The organism is Burkholderia sp. MSMB1588 (assembly GCF_001546925.1).
In the GTDB taxonomy this organism is placed as follows: domain Bacteria; phylum Pseudomonadota; class Gammaproteobacteria; order Burkholderiales; family Burkholderiaceae; genus Burkholderia; species Burkholderia humptydooensis.
Window position 1 is genome coordinate 699,684 of the sequence record NZ_LNJS01000001.1, and the last position, 16,920, is coordinate 716,603.

General features: G+C 68.5%; 17 protein-coding genes. 9 read left to right on the top strand and 8 right to left on the bottom strand.

Annotated elements, in window-relative coordinates:
- Window positions 1-61: 61 nt before the first annotated feature.
- Together trxA and WS92_RS14895 are read right to left on the bottom strand one after the other, a co-directional pair.
- Window positions 62-910 (bottom strand): thioredoxin, encoded by an 849-nt coding sequence (trxA, locus tag WS92_RS14890; RefSeq protein ID WP_006024763.1) that lies wholly within the window; start codon window positions 908-910, stop codon window positions 62-64.
- A gap of 53 nt (window positions 911-963) precedes the next feature.
- Window positions 964-1,845 (bottom strand): pirin family protein, encoded by an 882-nt coding sequence (locus WS92_RS14895; protein ID WP_059932032.1) that lies wholly within the window; start codon window positions 1,843-1,845, stop codon window positions 964-966.
- Window positions 1,846-2,024: 179 nt separating this feature from the next.
- Here WS92_RS14895 and WS92_RS14900 point away from each other — a divergent pair, with 179 nt between their 5' ends.
- Complete coding sequence (locus tag WS92_RS14900) at window positions 2,025-2,909, top strand: EamA family transporter (protein WP_059932226.1); 885 nt, start codon at window positions 2,025-2,027, stop codon at window positions 2,907-2,909.
- Window positions 2,910-3,002: 93 nt separating this feature from the next.
- On the opposite strand, the gene WS92_RS14905 is transcribed toward WS92_RS14900, so the two are convergent.
- Both WS92_RS14905 and tsaE read right to left on the bottom strand, forming a co-directional pair.
- Complete coding sequence (locus WS92_RS14905; protein WP_015601141.1) at window positions 3,003-4,571, bottom strand: N-acetylmuramoyl-L-alanine amidase; 1,569 nt, start codon at window positions 4,569-4,571, stop codon at window positions 3,003-3,005.
- Window positions 4,553-5,107 carry a tRNA (adenosine(37)-N6)-threonylcarbamoyltransferase complex ATPase subunit type 1 TsaE gene (gene tsaE, locus WS92_RS14910; protein ID WP_059932034.1) on the bottom strand — a complete coding sequence of 185 codons (555 nt, stop codon included), beginning with the start codon at window positions 5,105-5,107 and terminating at the stop codon, window positions 4,553-4,555. Before tsaE ends, WS92_RS14905 begins: the two co-directional genes overlap by 19 nt.
- A 17-nt stretch (window positions 5,108-5,124) precedes the next feature.
- On the opposite strand from tsaE, the gene queG reads away from it, so the two are divergent.
- The 3 genes from queG to xerD all read left to right on the top strand — a co-directional run bounded on the left by queG (window position 5,125) and on the right by xerD (window position 7,903).
- A complete protein-coding gene (queG, locus tag WS92_RS14915) occupies window positions 5,125-6,354 on the top strand; it encodes a tRNA epoxyqueuosine(34) reductase QueG (protein ID WP_059932036.1) in 1,230 nt (409 codons plus the stop codon).
- An 80-nt stretch (window positions 6,355-6,434) separates the two neighbouring features.
- Window positions 6,435-6,902 carry a methylated-DNA--[protein]-cysteine S-methyltransferase gene (locus WS92_RS14920; protein ID WP_015601174.1) on the top strand — a complete coding sequence of 156 codons (468 nt, stop codon included), beginning with the start codon at window positions 6,435-6,437 and terminating at the stop codon, window positions 6,900-6,902.
- Window positions 6,902-7,903 carry a site-specific tyrosine recombinase XerD gene (gene xerD / locus WS92_RS14925; protein WP_015600900.1) on the top strand — a complete coding sequence of 334 codons (1,002 nt, stop codon included), beginning with the start codon at window positions 6,902-6,904 and terminating at the stop codon, window positions 7,901-7,903. Before WS92_RS14920 ends, xerD begins: the two co-directional genes overlap by 1 nt.
- A 147-nt stretch (window positions 7,904-8,050) precedes the next feature.
- On the opposite strand, the gene WS92_RS14930 is transcribed toward xerD, so the two are convergent.
- Window positions 8,051-9,613, bottom strand: coding sequence for a class I adenylate-forming enzyme family protein (locus tag WS92_RS14930; RefSeq protein ID WP_059932038.1), 1,563 nt, complete (start codon window positions 9,611-9,613; stop codon window positions 8,051-8,053).
- Between the two features lie 141 nt (window positions 9,614-9,754).
- Between WS92_RS14930 and ybaK the strand changes: the two genes are divergently transcribed.
- Entirely contained in the window at window positions 9,755-10,246 is a 492-nt protein-coding gene (gene ybaK / locus WS92_RS14935; RefSeq protein WP_059932041.1) for a Cys-tRNA(Pro) deacylase, read from the top strand.
- Window positions 10,247-10,355: 109 nt separating this feature from the next.
- Entirely contained in the window at window positions 10,356-10,964 is a 609-nt protein-coding gene (plsY, locus tag WS92_RS14940) for a glycerol-3-phosphate 1-O-acyltransferase PlsY (protein WP_015600394.1), read from the top strand.
- A 57-nt stretch (window positions 10,965-11,021) separates the two neighbouring features.
- Here plsY and WS92_RS14945 read toward each other — a convergent pair whose 3' ends face one another.
- Window positions 11,022-11,507, bottom strand: coding sequence for a YajQ family cyclic di-GMP-binding protein (locus WS92_RS14945; RefSeq protein WP_059932043.1), 486 nt, complete (start codon window positions 11,505-11,507; stop codon window positions 11,022-11,024).
- 135 nt (window positions 11,508-11,642) lie between these two features.
- Between WS92_RS14945 and murB the strand changes: the two genes are divergently transcribed.
- Window positions 11,643-12,692, top strand: coding sequence for a UDP-N-acetylmuramate dehydrogenase (gene murB, locus WS92_RS14950; RefSeq protein WP_059932045.1), 1,050 nt, complete (start codon window positions 11,643-11,645; stop codon window positions 12,690-12,692).
- A 92-nt stretch (window positions 12,693-12,784) separates the two neighbouring features.
- Here murB and argF read toward each other — a convergent pair whose 3' ends face one another.
- A complete protein-coding gene (gene argF / locus WS92_RS14955; RefSeq protein ID WP_009911459.1) occupies window positions 12,785-13,714 on the bottom strand; it encodes an ornithine carbamoyltransferase in 930 nt (309 codons plus the stop codon).
- Window positions 13,715-14,135: 421 nt separating this feature from the next.
- On the opposite strand from argF, the gene WS92_RS14960 reads away from it, so the two are divergent.
- Entirely contained in the window at window positions 14,136-14,459 is a 324-nt protein-coding gene (locus WS92_RS14960; protein WP_015601884.1) for a DUF3579 domain-containing protein, read from the top strand.
- 182 nt (window positions 14,460-14,641) lie between these two features.
- On the opposite strand, the gene rpsT is transcribed toward WS92_RS14960, so the two are convergent.
- Window positions 14,642-14,920 carry a 30S ribosomal protein S20 gene (rpsT, locus tag WS92_RS14965; RefSeq protein ID WP_004189743.1) on the bottom strand — a complete coding sequence of 93 codons (279 nt, stop codon included), beginning with the start codon at window positions 14,918-14,920 and terminating at the stop codon, window positions 14,642-14,644.
- Window positions 14,921-15,362: 442 nt separating this feature from the next.
- On the opposite strand from rpsT, the gene murJ reads away from it, so the two are divergent.
- Window positions 15,363-16,913, top strand: coding sequence for a murein biosynthesis integral membrane protein MurJ (murJ, locus tag WS92_RS14970; RefSeq protein WP_006024778.1), 1,551 nt, complete (start codon window positions 15,363-15,365; stop codon window positions 16,911-16,913).
- The last annotated feature ends 7 nt before the right edge of the window (window positions 16,914-16,920 follow it).

A 16,920-nucleotide genomic window follows, 5' to 3' on the forward strand; every position in this document is an offset into this window, starting at 1 on the left:
GCCCGCCGCATGGCCGCTCCGGCCTGAGCCCGTCATTGTCCGTTCGTCGGGCGTCGGGTCGTCAGTTCAGCGCCGCGCTCAGCTTGCGCCGCCACGCGGACACGAGCTCGGGCTGGTCCGCCGCGAGCTCGAACACCGAAATCATCGTCTTGCGGCCGACGTCGTCGCCGAACGTCCGGTCGCGCCGGACGATCTCCAGCAACTGCTCGAGCGCGCCTTCGTACGCGCGTCGCGCGATCAGGCTCTGCGCGAGATCGAAGCGCGCGTCGAGATCGGCGGGGTCGCTTGCGATCCGCGCTTCGAGCGCGTCGGTCGGCGGCAGGTCGGCCGTTGCATCGAGTGCGTCGAAGCGCGTCTTGATCGCCTGGTAGCGCGCGTCGGCGCCGCCCGTCGTCTGCGGCGACAGGCGCGCGGCCTCCGCGCGGGCGTCGTCGATCCGGTTCAGCGCGAGCAGCAGCTCGACCAGATCGAGGCGCGCCTCGTCGTAGCCGGGGTTCAGCGCGAGCGCGTTCTCGAGGTGCGACAGCGCGTCGTCGATCCGCTCGTCGGCGAGCGCGGCCTGCGCGGCGTGCCGCTCGGCTTCGTCGGGCGCGGGCACGAGGCGGTCGAGGAATGCGCGCAGTTGTCCTTCGGGCAGCACGCCGACGAACTGGTCGACCGGCCGCCCGCCCGCGAATGCGATCACGTGCGGAATGCTGCGCGTCTGGAAGTGCGCGGCGAGCTCCTGATTCTCGTCGACGTTGACCTTCACGAGCTTCCAGCGGCCCTCGTACTCCTGCTCGAGCTTCTCGAGCAGCGGGCCGAGCGTCTTGCACGGGCCGCACCAGGGCGCCCAGAAGTCGACCAGCACGGGGGCGGCAAGCGATGCGTCGATGACGTCGCGTTCGAAAGTGGCGAGCGTGGTGTCCATGGCGTCCTCGTCGGTGTTGGATGAATGCACAATGAGGGTGCGCGGGCGGTTTTTCAATGCGCGCGGCGCTCCGGAAACGGAATCCAGTCGGTTTCGCCGGGTACCCTCCCCATCTGCTGCGCCGCCCAGGCGCGCTTCGCGCGCTCGATCGCGTCGCGCGAGCTCGCGACGAAATTCCATTCGATGAAGCGTTCGCCGTCGAGCTTGTCGCCGCCGAGCAGCATCGCGCGCGCCCCGCGCGCGCTCGCGAGCGCGACCTGCGCGCCCGGCGCGAGCACTGCCATCCGCGCGGCCTCGAGCGGCGCGCCGTCGATCGTCAGGTCGCCGTCGACGAGATAGACCGCGCGCTCTTCGTGATCGGCGTCGAGCGCGAGCGCGGCGCCCGCCGTGAACACGGCGGCGGCGTACAGCGTGCGCGAGAACGTCGTGACGGGCGAGCGCACGCCGAACGCGTCGCCCGCGATCACCGTCAGCGCGACGCCGTCGCGCTCGAGCTTCGGCAGCGTCGCGGCCGCGTGGTGCTCGAACGACGGCTCGCGCGCCTCGTCCGCGCGCGGCAGCGCGACCCAGGTCTGGATGCCGTGCACGGTCTGCCCGCTCGCGCGCGCGTCGTCCGGCGTGCGCTCCGAATGGACGATCCCGCGTCCGGCCGTCATCCAGTTGACGTCGCCCGGCACGATCTTCTGCACGGAGCCGAGGCTGTCGCGGTGCATGATCGCGCCGTCGAACAGGTAGGTGACGGTCGCAAGGCCGATGTGCGGATGCGGACGCACGTCGAGGCCCACGCCCGCCGGCTGCCCGGCGGGGCCCATGTGATCGAAGAAGATGAACGGGCCGACGGTGCGCTCGGCGAGCGCGGGCAGCGTGCGGCGCACGGTCAGGTTGCCGATGTCGCGCACGTGCGGCGTCAGGATGGCTTTGATCGAGTCGGTCATGGCTGGAGGCGTCCGGAACGCTCGACGCGTTCGCGTGACGGATGCGGGATATGCGGCCCATTGTAACGGCGTCCCGGCCGATGCGGCGGCGCGCGCTCGCGGCGCGCGGGGCGGGCTGCACGCTTCGCGAAACGCCGGTAGACTCGGCGGTTCGCGCGAAAAAGACCGAGGAGACGACGATGGCCCCGAAAGACCTGTTGCTGGCGCTGGTGGTGATCCTGGCGTGGGGCGTGAACTTCGTCGTGATCAAGGTCGGGCTGCACGGCGTGCCGCCGATGCTGCTCGGCGGGCTGCGCTTCCTGCTCGCGGCGGTGCCCGCGGTGTTCTTCGTGCGCCGCCCGCAGATTCCGTGGCGGCTGCTCGCGCTGTACGGCTCGACGATCCTGCTCGGCCAGTTCGTGTTCCTCTTTTCCGCGATGTACGTCGGCATGCCGGCCGGGCTCGCGTCGCTCGTGCTGCAGGCGCAGGCGTTCTTCACGCTCTTCTTCGCGATGCTCGTGCTCGGCGAGCGGTTGCACGCGCGCAATCTCGCGGGCCTCGCGATCGCCGCGGCCGGCCTTGTCGCGATCGCCGTGCAGGGCGGCCGCGGCATGACGCTCGCGGGCTTTCTGCTCACGATCGGCGCGGCGGCGCTCTGGGCGCTCGGCAACGTCGTGACGAAGAAGGTCGGCAAGGTCGATCTCGTGTCGCTCGTCGTGTGGGCGAGCCTCGTGCCCCCGGTGCCGTTCTTCGCGCTGTCGTACTGGTTCGAGGGGCCGCGGCGGATCGAGGCCGCGCTGACGTTGCTGTCGGGCGCGTCGATCTTCGCCATCGTCTATCTCGCGTTCGTCGCGACGCTGCTCGGTTACGGGCTGTGGAGCCGGCTGCTGTCGCGCTATCCGGCCGGGCAGGTCGCGCCGTTCTCGCTGCTCGTGCCGATCGTCGGCCTGGCGTCCTCGGCGCTGCTGCTCGGCGAGCGGCTGACGCCCGCGCAGCTCGCGGGCGCCGCGCTCGTGATGGCGGGGCTCGCGGTCAACGTGTTCGGCGATCGCATCGCGCGGCGGTTTTTCGCGGCCGCGTCGTGATGGCGGGGCGGGGTTCGGCTACGGCGAGCGCGCGAGCCGGAAGGCGGAAACTCGGGCGCGGCGGCCGTGCCGCGCCGCGCCGCGCTCGCGCGGTTACGTCATCCGGCTCTTCGCGAGCGGCGGATTCGCCGCGAAATAGCGCTTGATCCCGCGCAAGATCGCATCGGCCATCTGGTCGCGATACGCGTCGTCGTTCAGCCGGCGCTCTTCGTCCGGATTGCTGATGAACGCGGTCTCGACGAGGATCGACGGAATGTCGGGCGCCTTCAGCACCGCGAACCCCGCCTGCTCGACCGAGCCCTTGTGCAGCTTGTTGATGCCGCCGACTTCGCGCAGCACGTAGTTGCCGTAGCGCAGCGAATCGCGGATCTGCGCGGTCGTCGACATGTCGAAGAGCGCGCGATTCACCGCGACGTCCTGCGTCTTGATGTTGATCCCGCCGATCAGGTCCGACGAGTTCTCCTTGTTCGCGAGCCAGCGCGCGGCCGCGCTCGACGCGCCGTGGTCCGACAGCGCGAACACCGACGAGCCGCGAGCCGACGGCGTCGTGAACGCGTCCGCGTGGATCGACACGAACAGATCCGCGCCGACGCGCCGCGCCTTCTGCACGCGCACGTTCAGCGGCACGAAGAAATCGGCGTCGCGCGTCATCATCGCGCGCATGTTCGGCGCGGCGTCGATCTTCGCGCGCAGCTTCTTCGCGATGTCGAGCGCGATGTGCTTCTCGTACGTGCCGCCGCCGCCGATCGCGCCCGGGTCCTCGCCGCCGTGGCCCGGGTCGATCGCGACCGTCAAGAGGCGCACGGTGCCGCGGCCCGATTTCGGCGCGGTGAACGCGTAGGTGTCGGCGTCGCCCGAATCGTCGTCGTCGTTCCTGCGCGCGATGACGGGCGGCGGCTTGACCGCGGGCCGCGGCGGCGCGGCGGGCGGCGTCGCCTGAGCGACGGGCGGATTGGCGGGTGAGGCGGGCGCTGGCCGCGTCGAGTGCGCGGCCGGCGGGTTGTTCTGCGCGAAGCGCTGGAAGAACGCATCGCTGTTGTCGGCCGCGGCGGGCGGCGCAGCGGTCGGGCCGTTGAGCGCGGCCGTCGGCGGCTGCGCCTGCTGTGCGCGCAGCGTATCGTTCAACTGCTGTTCCTTGCGTTCCGTCTGCGCAATCAGGTCGGACAGCGGATCGGGCGCGACGGCCGGATACAGGTCGAACACGAGCCGGTACTTGTAGGTGCCGACGGGCGGCAGCGTGAACACCTGCGGCTTCACCGAGCCCTTCAGGTCGAACACCATCCGCACGACGTGCGGCTGATACTGGCCGACCCGCACCGACTGGATCTGTGGATCGTTCGGCGCGATCTTCGATACGAGGTCGCGCAGCGCCTGGTCGAGCTCGAGGCCGTTCAGGTCGACGACGAGCCGGTCCGGACCCTGCAGCAACTGCTGGGTGTTCTGCAGCGGCTGGTCCGATTCGATCGTCACGCGCGTGTAGTCGCGCGCGGGCCACACGCGCACGCCGAGCACCGAGCTCGCGTGCGCGAGGCGCGGCAGCGCGAGCCCGAGCACGAGCGTCGACGCGCCGGCGCGCAGGATCTGCCGGCGTCGCCAGTTATGGGTCGCGGTGGCCGCCGATTCGATCGAGCGGAACGGTTTGATCAACATCTTTCGAGACATGCCTTTCCTGATGCGCTGTACGCCCGGGCGGTGAGGAGGCGGCCTTCGCCGTCCACGTCGAGCGAGAACACGAGATCCGGCACGCCAAGGAGCGCGCCCGCCCGTTGCGGCCATTCGACGACGCAGATCGCGCCGGAATTGAAATACTCGCGAAAGCCTGCGTCGGCCCATTCGGCCGGATCGCTAAAACGGTACAGATCGAAGTGATAGACCTCGAGTTCCCCATCGGAACGCGCGAGCGCATACGGCTCGACGAGCGTGTAGGTCGGGCTCTTCACGCGGCCCGCGTGGCCGAGGCCGCGCAGCATCGCGCGCACGAGCGTCGTCTTGCCCGCGCCGAGATCGCCGTATAGCTGGATCTGCAGGCCGCCGAACGCATGCGCGGCGGCGCGTTCGCCGCGCACCGAGTCGAGCGCGTGCGCGAAGCGTTCGGCGAACGCGATCGTCGCCGCTTCGTCGGCGAGCGCGAGCGTGCGCTCGGCGAGCGGAGCGGGCAGGGGGGGCGCGGCATGCGCGTGGCTAGGCTGCTCGGGCATTCTCGTAAAATAGAGCAATGGACCAAATTCCGGAACTCGCAGTCGCGGATGCGCGCCCCTCGCAGGACGGGCGCGCCGCGCCGTCTCGCCTCGACGGCGCCGAGCTCGCCGAGCTCGCGTCGCGCATCAAGTCCTGGGGGCGCGAATTGGGTTTCGGGGCGATCGGCATCAGCGATACCGATCTCTCGGATGCCGAAGCAGGGCTCGCCGCCTGGCTGGAAGCCGGATGCCACGGCGAGATGGATTATATGGCCAAACATGGGATGAAACGCGCGCGGCCGGCCGAACTTGTGGCCGGCACGCGACGCGTGATCTCCGCGCGGCTCGCGTATCTGCCCGCGGAAACGCTCGAAGACGCGCCCGATTCGGGGGCCGCGCGGCGCGACTGGCGCGCGCGAGAGGCGGCGCGCGTCGCCGATCCGCAGGCGGCCGTCGTGTCCGTCTACGCGCGCGGCCGCGATTATCACAAGGTATTGCGCAACCGCTTGCAGACGCTCGCCGAGCGGATCGAAGCCGAGATCGGCGCGTTCGGCCACCGCGTGTTCACCGATTCGGCGCCCGTGCTCGAGGTCGAGCTCGCGCAGAAGGCGGGCGCCGGCTGGCGCGGCAAGCACACGCTGCTGCTGCAGCGCGACGCGGGCTCGTTCTTCTTCCTCGGCGAGATTTACGTCGACGTGCCGCTGCCGACCGACGCGCAGACGTCGCCCGACGCCGCGCCCGAGACGCCCGGCGCGCATTGCGGCAGTTGCACGCGCTGCATCGGCGCATGCCCGACGGGCGCGATCGTCGCGCCGTACCGCGTCGACGCGCGTCGCTGCATCTCGTATCTGACGATCGAATTGCACGGCAGCATCCCCGAGCCGCTGCGGCCGCTCATCGGCAATCGCGTGTACGGCTGCGACGACTGCCAGCTCGTCTGCCCGTGGAACAAGTTTGCGCAGGCGGCGCCCGTCGCCGATTTCGACGTGCGGCACGGGCTCGATCGCGCGTCGCTCGTCGAGCTGTTCGAATGGACTGCCGAGCAATTCGGCGAGCGGATGCAAGGCAGCGCGATTCGCCGGATCGGCTACGAGCGCTGGCTGCGCAATCTCGCGGTCGGCCTCGGCAACGCGCTGCGCGCCGCGCCCGGCAGCATCGAGCCCGGCGCGCGCGCGGCGATCGTTGCGGCGCTGCGCGCGCGTTTGGGCGACCCGTCCGTGTCCGCGCTCGTGCGCGAGCACGTCGAATGGGCGCTGCGCGCCGCGTGAAGGCGGCGTAAAGTGACGGCTTGTGACGGTTTGGCGGGCGGCCGGCGCATCGCGCGGGCGCGCCCTTTCAGGAGAGAACGATGTTCAACGCAGTAATCGATGCGCCGTTCGGCAAGGTCGGCATCCGCACCGACGCGTCGGTCGTGCGAGAGATCGTCTATCTGCCTGATTCGATGAAGAGCGTCGCGCCGGACACGGCGCTCGCGAAGCGGGTGGCGCGTCAGATCGAGCGCTATTTCGAGCGCGCATCCGCGCGTTTCGACCTGCCGCTCGCCGAAGTCGGCACGCCGTTCCAGCATCGGGTGTGGAGCGCGATCAACGCGATTCCGCCCGGCATCGTGCTGACCTACGGGCAGGTCGCCAAGCAGATCGGCAGCGCGCCGCGCGCGGTCGGCCAGGCCTGCGGGGCGAACTATTTTCCGCTCGTGATTCCGTGCCACCGCGTCGTCGCGTCGGGCGGGATCGGCGGATTCGCGAACCACGACGACGAAGGCTACTTCCTGAAGGTCAAGCGCTGGCTGCTTGCGCACGAGGGCGTGCGGTACTGATGGCGCGCGCAGTACGCATTCCCGCAACCGACCCGGCGGGCGGCGACGCCGGCCGCGCGCTCGCGCCGTCGGCCGACCGTCCGGCCGACGAGTCGGCCGCGTCGCCCGCGTGGCTCGACAGCCGCACGTCGATCGATCTGTTCTGCGATGCGATGTGGCTCGAGCACGGGCTGTCGCGCAACACGCTGGACGCGTATCGGCGCGACCTGCAATTGTTCGCGCAGTGGCTCGCCGCGCGGCACGCGGCGAGTCTCGATCGTGCCGAAAGGCCGATGCTCGAGGGCTACATCGCCGCACGCAGCGACGGCAAGGCGACGTCGTCGAATCGCCGGCTGTCGGTGTTTCGCCGCTACTACGGCTGGGCGGTGCGCGAGCACCGCACGGCCGTCGATCCGACGCTCAGGATCGCATCGGCGAAACAGGCGCCGCGGTTTCCGTCGACGCTGTCCGAGGCGCAGGTCGAGGCGCTCCTCGCCGCACCCGACGTCGACACGCCGCTCGGCCTGCGCGACCGCACGATGCTCGAACTGATGTATGCGAGCGGGCTGCGCGTGAGCGAGCTCGTCACGCTGAAGACGGTCGAGGTCGGATTGAACGAAGGCGTGGTGCGCGTGACGGGCAAGGGCTCGAAAGAGCGGCTCGTGCCGTTCGGCGAAGTCGCGCACGGCTGGATCGAGCGCTATCTGCGCGGCGCGCGGCCTGCGCTCCTCGGTGCACGCGCGGCGGACGCGCTGTTCGTCACCGCGCGCGGCGACGGCATGACGCGCCAACAGTTCTGGAACATCATCAAGCGCCATGCGCAGCAGGCGGACGTTCGCGTGCATCTGTCCCCGCACACGCTGCGGCACGCGTTCGCAACGCACCTGCTGAATCACGGCGCGGACTTGCGGGTCGTGCAACTGCTGCTCGGCCATAGCGATATCTCGACGACGCAGATCTACACGCACGTCGCCCGCGAGCGGTTGAAGATGCTGCATGCGGCGCATCATCCGCGCGGGTGACGCTCTCGCGTTGCAATCGGGGGCGCCGTTGCGCGCGCGTGATCGTCGGAGTCGATGCGCGCGGATCTCGACGTGCGCCGGCATCCTCGTCTCGTTCGCGCGGCTGCGGGCTCACCGACGAGCGGCGTGATCGCGGGCCGCGCCGAATCATCGCATCTCGCGCAACCGGTGCTTGAGCACCTTGCCCGTCGACGCGGCAGGCAGCGCGTCGAGCGCGCGGATTTGCGCGGGGCGCTTGTACGGCGCGAGCCTGTCCGCGCACCATTCCTTCAGATCGCCTTCGGTTGCGGCCGCGTTCGGCGCGAGCTCGACGAACGCGATCACTTCCTCGTCGCCTTCGACCGCGCGTCCGATCACCGCGGACTGCACGACGTCCGGATGTGCGTTCAGCGCCTGCTCGACTTCGGACGGATAGACGTTGAAGCCCGAACGGATGATGAGTTCCTTGCTGCGGCCGACAATCGTCACCGCGCCGTCGGCGCCGGCGCGTGCGAGGTCGCCCGTCTTCAGCCAGCCGTCCGCCGTGACCGCCGCGCGCGTGCCCTCCGGATTGCGGTAGTAGCCGAGCATCACGTTCGGCCCGCGCACCCACAGCTCGCCGACTTCGCCCGGCGCGACATCGGCTCCGTTCGCCGCGCAGAAGCGCACGGCGACGCCCGGGATCGGCACGCCGACCGAGCAATCGGCGCGCGGCGCGTCGATCGGCGTTTGTGCGATCGTCGGGCTGCTCTCGGTCATTCCGTAGCCGTTGTGCAGTGGCAGGCCGTAGACGCGTTCGACGCGCGCCTTCAGATCGGCGTCGAGCGGCGAGCCGCCCGAGTACGCGAAGCGCAGGTGCGGTGCGTGCCACGCATGCCCGTGCGTGCGCAGATGCTCGAGCAGTTTCGCGTGCATGGCGGGCACGCCCTGGAAGATCGTCACGCGCTCGTCGACGAGCGCGCGGCGCAGCGCCTGCGGCGAGAAGCGGGGCGCGAGCCTGAGCGTCGCACCCGCGTAGAGGCTGCCGAGGCAGACCGACGCGAGCCCGTACACGTGCGACACGGGCAGCACCGCGTAGACGATGTCGGCGGGCGCGACGCGCCGCAGTGCGCTCGACACCGCGGCGACGAACAGCAGATTGCGGTGCGACAGCATCACCCCCTTCGGCGTGCCGGTCGTGCCCGTCGTATAGACGAGCGCCGCGCACTGGCGTGCGCCGTCCGCCTCGACCGGCTCCGCGCGCGGGCGTGCATCGATCGTGTACGACCACGCGCCGATGTCGAGCTCGAACGGCGCGGCCGGCTGCGCGCCGCGTCGCTCGGCGTGGGCGTGCGCATCGGGCGACGTGCCGGTGACGAACGCGATCAGGCGCGGCTGCGCATGCGCGGCGATCGCGTCGAGCTCGGCCGCCGAGAGGCGCGCGTTCGACACGATCGCCCACGCGTCGAGTCGTGTCGCCGCGAACAGCAGCACGATCTGCGCGATGCTGTTCTCCGCGACGATCATCACGCGGTCGCCGCCTTGCACGCCGAGGCCGCGCAGCCGGTCCGCCGCCGCGTCGATTGCGCGCGCGAGCTGCGCATACGTGAGCCGACGGGCGTCCTCGATCAGTGCGACGTGATCGGGCGTGCGCTCGGCGACGCGCGCGGGCAGCGCCGCGATTCGCGACGGCAATGCGCCGATCAGCGCATCGACGTCGATCGCCGCGCCGGTGGAAAACTCGATGGTCATGGTTTCTCCGATGAATCGGCGCGAGCGCGGTGTCGCGCGCGTCGCCGATCGTGTGGCGACGATCGTGCCACGCAGCCGCCGCGCGGACAATCTGCCATTCGGACAATGGTCCCGCGCGCCGCGTGCAATTAAAATGCGCGCATGAGCAAATCCAAACACGTTTCCGAAACGCCCGCGACGCAGTTCCTGCGCCGCCACGGCGTTGCATTCGGCGAGCACGTCTACGAATACGTCGACCACGGCGGCACGTCCGAATCGGCGCGGCAACTGGGCGCCGACGAGCACGCGGTCGTGAAGACGCTCGTGATGGAAGACGAGCACGCGAAGCCGCTCATCATCCTGATGCACGGCGACCGCACGGTGTCGACGAAGAACCTTGCGCGGCAGATCGGCGCGAAGCGCGTCGAGCCGTGCAAGCCGGAGGTCGCGAACCGGCATTCGGGCTACCTCGTCGGCGGCACGTCGCCGTTCGGCACGAAGAAGGCGATGCCCGTCTATGTCGAATCGACGATCCTCGATCTGCCGTCGATCTACCTGAACGGCGGCCGGCGCGGCTATCTGGTGAGCCTCGCGCCGGCGGTGCTGACGACGCTGCTGAACGCGCGGCCGGTGCAGTGCGCGAGCGTCGACTGAGGGTTTCACCCGCATGGCGCGCCGCGCCGCTTCGGTAGAATGAGCGCCGCCGCGGCTTCGCGATCGAGGCCGCCCATCCAACCCATACGTTGAAACAAGAGTCCTTCGCATGCAGATCCTGCTCGCTACCGTCGCCGCCTATCTGATCGGATCGGTGTCATTCGCCGTCGTCGTCAGCGCCGCGATGGGGCTCGACGACCCCCGCTCGTACGGCTCGAAGAATCCCGGCGCGACCAACGTGCTGCGCAGCGGCAACAAGAAGGCGGCGATCCTCACGCTCGTCGGCGATGCATTCAAGGGCTGGCTCGCGGTCTGGCTCGTCAGGCGCTTCGGCATCGGCGGCGAGATCGGCGTCGCGCTCGCGGCGATCGCCGTATTCCTCGGCCACCTGTATCCGGTGTTCTTCCGCTTCCAGGGCGGCAAGGGCGTCGCGACCGCGGCGGGCGTGCTGCTAGCCGTGCATCCGGCGCTCGGCCTCGCGACCGCGCTCACGTGGCTCATCATTGCGTTCTTCTTTCGCTATTCGTCGCTCGCGGCACTGGTCGCGGCCGTGTTCGCGCCGGTTTTCGACGTGTTCCTGTTCGGCACGCGCAACAATCCGGTCGCGTGGGCCGTGCTCGCGATGAGCGTGCTGCTGATCTGGCGGCATCGGTCGAACATCTCGAAGCTGCTCGCCGGCGAGGAAAGCCGGATCGGGCGAAAGAAAACGGGCGCGTGATCCGCGCGCTCGCCCGCGGCGCGCGGATGAGCCGCCCACGCGCCGCCCGTCCGGGCGTCAGTCGCGGAAGTTGTTGAAGTCGAGCGGCGTATCGGTCACTTCCTTGCGCAGCAGCGCGATCACGCTTTGCAGATCGTCGCGCTTCGCGCCGGACACGCGCACCGCGTCGCCCTGGATGCTCGCCTGCACCTTGATCTTGCTGTCCTTCACGATGCGCACGACCTTCTTCGCGAGGTCGCCCGACACGCCTTTCTTGATCGTCACGACCTGCTTGACCTTGTCGCCGCCGATCTTCTCGATCTTGCCGTAGTCGAGGAAGCGCACGTCGACGTTGCGCTTCGCCATCTTGCCGATCAGCACGTCCTTGACCTGGCCGAGCTTGAAGTCGTCGTCGGCGTAGAGGGTGAGCTCGCGCTCCTTCTGCTCGACGCGCGCGTCGGAGCCCTTGAAGTCGAAGCGGGTCGAAATTTCCTTGTTCGATTGCTCGACTGCGTTTTTCACTTCAATCATGTTCGCTTCGGAAACGACGTCGAACGATGGCATGGCATTCTCCTGTAGAGCGTGCCGCACGCGGCCAGCGCACGGGCACTCGCTATAATTGCGGACGACCGCCATTTTACCGGCGCCCCTACATTTGCCCAAGGCCGCGGACTTGACCGCGCGCCGGCGCAACCGCGAATGCCGATGTTCCATCCCGATTCCTCCGTCCAGTTGCTTCCCGACTATCCGCTGCGCGCGCACAACACGTTCGGCTTCGATGTGCGCGCGCGCGTTGCGGCGCGGATCGGCTCGCCCGGGCAGTTCGCGTCGCTCGCGCGCGACCCGCGCGTCGCGGGGCTCGACACGCTCGTGCTCGGCGGCGGCAGCAACGTGGTGTTGACGGGCGACTTCGACGGCCTCGTGCTGCTCGACGAGATCCGCGGCCGCGCGCTCGCGCGCGAGGACGACGACGCGTGGTACGTCGAGGCGGGCGGCGGCGAGAACTGGCACGCGTTCGTCGAATGGACGCTCGCCGAAGGCATGCCGGGGCTCGAGAATCTCGCGCTGATTCCGGGCACGGTCGGCGCGGCGCCGATCCAGAACATCGGTGCGTACGGGGTCGAGATGAGGGAGCGTTTCGCGTCGTTGCGCGCGGTCGAGCTCGCGACGGGCGAGATCGCCGAATTCGACGCCACGCGCTGCGCGTTCGGTTATCGAGACAGTTTCTTCAAGCGGGAAGGGCGCGGCCGTTTCGCGATCGTGTCGGTGACGTTCCGGCTGCCGAAGGCATGGACGCCGCGCATCGGCTATGCGGACGTCGCGCGCGAACTCGCCGCGCGCGGCATCGACGCAAACGTCGCGCGCGCGCGCGACGTGTTCGACGCAGTCGTCGCGATCCGGCGCGCGAAGCTGCCCGATCCGCTCGAGCTCGGCAACGCGGGCAGCTTCTTCAAGAATCCGGTGATCGACGCGCAGGCGTTCGCCGCGCTGCGCGCGCGCGAGCCCGACGTCGTGTCGTATCCGCAGCCGGACGGCCGCGTGAAGCTCGCGGCCGGCTGGCTGATCGACCGCTGCGGATGGAAAGGGCGCGCGCTCGGCGCGGCGGCCGTCCACGAGCGGCAGGCGCTCGTGCTCGTCAATCGCGGCGGCGCGTCGGGCGCTGACGTCCTCGCGCTCGCGCGTGCGATTCAGCGCGACGTGCGCGAGCGCTTCGGCGTCGAGCTGGAGCCGGAGCCGGTATGCCTGTAGGCGGGGCGCGGCCGCGCGCATCGGCCGCATCGGCGGTAGACCGATAAAAAACCTCGCTGTCGATCAGCGAGGTTTTTTGTCGCGCCCGTGCGTCAGTGGTTCAGGCGCCCGAGCAGCAGGAACTCCATCAGCGCCTTTTGCACGTGCAGGCGGTTTTCCGCCTCGTCCCACACGACGCTTTGCGGGCCGTCGATCACGCTCGCCGCCACTTCCTCGCCGCGGTGCGCGGGCAGGCAGTGCATGAAGAGCGCGTCGGGATTCGCGTGCGACATCATCTCCCCGTCGACGCACCAGTCGGCGAACGCCTGCTTGCGCGCCTCGTTCTCCGCTTCGAAGCCCATGCTCGTCCACACGTCGGTCGTGACGAGGTCCGCGCCCTTGCACGCTTCGTTCGGATCGTCGAACACCTGATAGAACAGCGCGCTTTCCGCGTCGACGAGCTTCGCGTCGAGCGCGTAGCCGGGCGGCGTCGACAGCCGCAACTTGAAGTCGAGGATGCGCGCGGCCTGTATCCACGTGTACAGCATGTTGTTCGCGTCGCCGACCCATGCGACCGTCTTGCCGCGAATCGGGCCGCGATGCTCGTAATACGTGAAGATGTCGGCGAGCACCTGGCACGGGTGGTACTCGTTCGTCAGACCATTGATCACGGGCACGCGCGAATTCTCGGCGAAGCGCTGGATGATGTCCTGCTCGAACGTGCGGATCATGATGATGTCGACCATTCGCGAGATCACCTGCGCCGAATCCTCGACGGGCTCGCCGCGGCCGAGCTGCGTGTCGCGCGTGCTCATGAACACGGCGTGGCCGCCTAGCTGGAAGATCCCGGCCTCGAACGACAGGCGCGTGCGCGTCGAGCTCTTCTCGAAGATCATCGCGAGCGTGCGGTCGTGCAGCGGGTGATAGGTCTCGTAGTTCTTGAATTTGCGCTTCAGGATACCCGTGCGTTCGAGCACGTACTCGTAGTCTTCCAGCGAGAAATCCTTGAACTGCAGGTAGTGACGAATGGTTTTGGCGGTCATGAAACGGAATACGGCGGACTCAAACCGGCGGCGAACGCGCCGGACGGCGCCGCCGTCGGATGTGATAACTCGAACCAGCATAAAGGATTTTTTATGCTTTGACGAGCCGCGCGGCGTGGCCGCCGGGCGCTCGCCGCGCCGCCGCGCCGATTTCCGGCATGCCTCGACACGACGCGCAATGGCGCGCTGCGGTATAATTTCAAGGTTTTCTCAAGCCCGGCGGGCAAGGTTCATGCCTGGTCTGCCGGACACAATCGGCCGACGTGACGGCTCGCCTGCGCGCGATGCGCCGCAAGCCGCAAGCCGGAATGCACGGTCGGGTGCGCTCGTCGAGAGCCGCCGCGAAGCCGCTTCCATTGTGTTCGAAGTGTCCAGGCGCAACGGCGCCGGAGCACTGCTGGGCCGTCACTTGGGTACCCTCATGGCTGAAACTCTCCCGACCGAATATTTCATTCAGGGCATCACGAAAGATGGGAAGAAGTTTCGGCCGAGCGACTGGTCCGAGCGTCTCGCAGGCGTGATGTCGTGCTACGGTCCGGGGGCGAGCGGGCCCAATGCCCGCCTTCAATATTCGCGCTACGTGCGGCCGACGCTGCTCGGCGATCTCAAGTGCGTGATCGTCGATGCCCGGCTGCGCGATGTCGAGCCGATGGCGTTCGATTTCGTGATGAATTTCGCTAAGGACAACAACCTCGTTGTCACCGAGGCGTGCGAGCTGCCCGATTACAGCAAGACGCAAAGATAGGCGAAACGGCTGCGCTTCGGCAATGAGGCGAGGGCGGGCGACGCAGGCGGGCGTGGATCGGGCCGCGGCGGCCGAGCATCGTGAGAACGGCGAAAATCCGAAGCAAAAAAGCCCGCGTGAAGCGGGCTTTTTTGTCGATCGCAGAGGAAACAGGGCGCCCGCCTTGCGGGCGCGCCGGATCTTTACTGCGCGGCTTGTGCCTGCAGGCCCTTGACGGCTGCGGAGAGGCGGCTCTTGTGGCGAGCGGCCTTGTTCTTGTGAACGATCTTCTTGTCGGCGATCGTGTCGATCGTCTTCGTCGCGGCCTTGAAGAGTTCGGCGGCCTTTGCCTGATCGCCGGCGTCGATCGCCTTGCGGACGGCCTTGATCGCGGTGCGGAATTTCGAACGCAGCGCCGAGTTGTGCGAGTTTGCCTTCGCTGCCTGGCGGGCGCGCTTGCGTGCTTGTGCGGAGTTAGCCATGACGGTTCCTTATCCTGTCCTGTTTCCAGAGCTTGGAGCCTGACGGCCAAGCGCTGCTTTTCGATCCGACTCCCGGGAGCGATTGCCCGGGAGCGCAAAAAAACGTCGGTTTTAACCGAGGCCGGCCGACGCGCTTGACCGCGAAACGACGCTTGGGCGACGCACGCAACGCACGCGTATCGTATGACAGGCTCAGAAACCGGCAATTATAACAACAAAATCAAGCGAGTGGCAAGCGCAAGACGCATTCGCCGAAACGCCGGCGCGGGCGTCCGTGCCGATATGTCGACGGCGGCGCGCCCATGACCGGATGCCTCTCGCAGGTCCGCCCGCGCCGGTACGCCCGCGCCGGTACGCCCGCGCCGGTACGCCCGCGCCGGTACGCCCCTTTTGCTCGAACGTATCGGTCGCTGTCGCCCGAGGTCCGTATAATAAGCGCCCCATGAATCTATTCCGAGCCCTGCTGACGGTCAGCGGCTTCACGCTGCTGTCGCGCGTGACCGGACTGGCCCGTGAGACGCTGATCGCCCGCGCGTTCGGCGCCAGTCAATTCACCGACGCGTTCTACGTCGCCTTCCGCATTCCGAACCTGCTGCGCCGGCTGTCCGCCGAAGGCGCGTTCTCGCAGGCGTTCGTGCCGATTCTCGCCGAGTTCAAGAATCAAAAAGGGCATGATGTGACGAAAGCGCTCGTCGACGCGATGTCGACCGTGCTCGCGTGGGCGCTCGCATTCCTGTCGCTCGCCGGGATCGCCGGCGCGTCGTGGGTCGTGTTCGCGGTCGCGTCGGGGCTGCGCGCGGACGGGCAGGCGTTCCCGCTCGCCGTCGCGATGACGCAGATCATGTTCCCGTACATCGTGTTCATTTCGCTCACGACGCTCGCGTCGGGCGTGCTCAACACATACAAGAGCTTTTCGCTGCCGGCGTTCGCGCCCGTGCTGCTGAACGTCGCGTTCATCGTCGCGGCCGTGTTCGTCGCGCCGCATCTGAAGGTGCCCGTCTACGCGCTCGCGTGGGCGGTGATCGCGGGCGGCGTGCTGCAGTTCGCGGTGCAGTTGCCGGGGCTGAAGAAGATCGACATGGTGCCCGCGATCGGCGTCAATCCGATGCGCGCGCTCGCGCATCCGGGCGTGAAGCGCGTGCTCGCGAAGATGGTGCCCGCGACGTTCGCGGTGTCGGTCGCGCAGTTATCGCTGATCATCAATACGAACATTGCGTCGCGGCTCGGGCAGGGCGCCGTGTCGTGGATCAATTACGCCGACCGGCTGATGGAATTCCCGACCGCGCTCCTCGGCGTCGCGCTCGGCACGATCCTGTTGCCGAGCCTGTCGAAGGCGCATGTCGACGCCGATTCGACCGAGTATTCGGCGCTCCTCGACTGGGGACTGCGGGTCACGTTCTTGCTCGCGGCGCCGAGCGCGCTCGCGCTCTTCTTCTTCGCCAAGCCGTTGACGGCGACGCTCTTCAACTACGGCAAGTTCGACGCGCACACGGTCACGATGGTCGCGCGCGCGCTCGCGACATACGGGATCGGCCTCGTCGGCATCATCCTCATCAAGATCCTCGCGCCCGGCTTCTATGCGAAGCAGGACATCAAGACGCCCGTGAAGATCGCGGTCGGCGTGCTCGTCGTCACGCAGCTATCGAACTACGTGTTCGTGCCGATCATCGGCCATGCGGGGCTCACGCTCAGCATCGGCGTCGGCGCGTGCCTGAATTCGCTGCTCCTCTTCATCGGGTTGCGCCGCCGCGGCATCTACCAGCCGTCGCCCGGCTGGCTGCGTTTTTTCGCGCAGCTCGCGGGCGCGTCGCTCGTGCTCGCCGGCGTGATGCACTGGCTCGCGATCAACTTCGACTGGACCGCGATGCGCGCGGCGCCGCTCGAGCGGATCGCGCTGATGGCCGCCTGCCTCGTTCTGTTCGCTGCACTATATTTCGGTATGTTGTGGCTGATGGGTTTCAAATACGCGTACTTCAGACGGCGCGCCAAGTAACGGACCC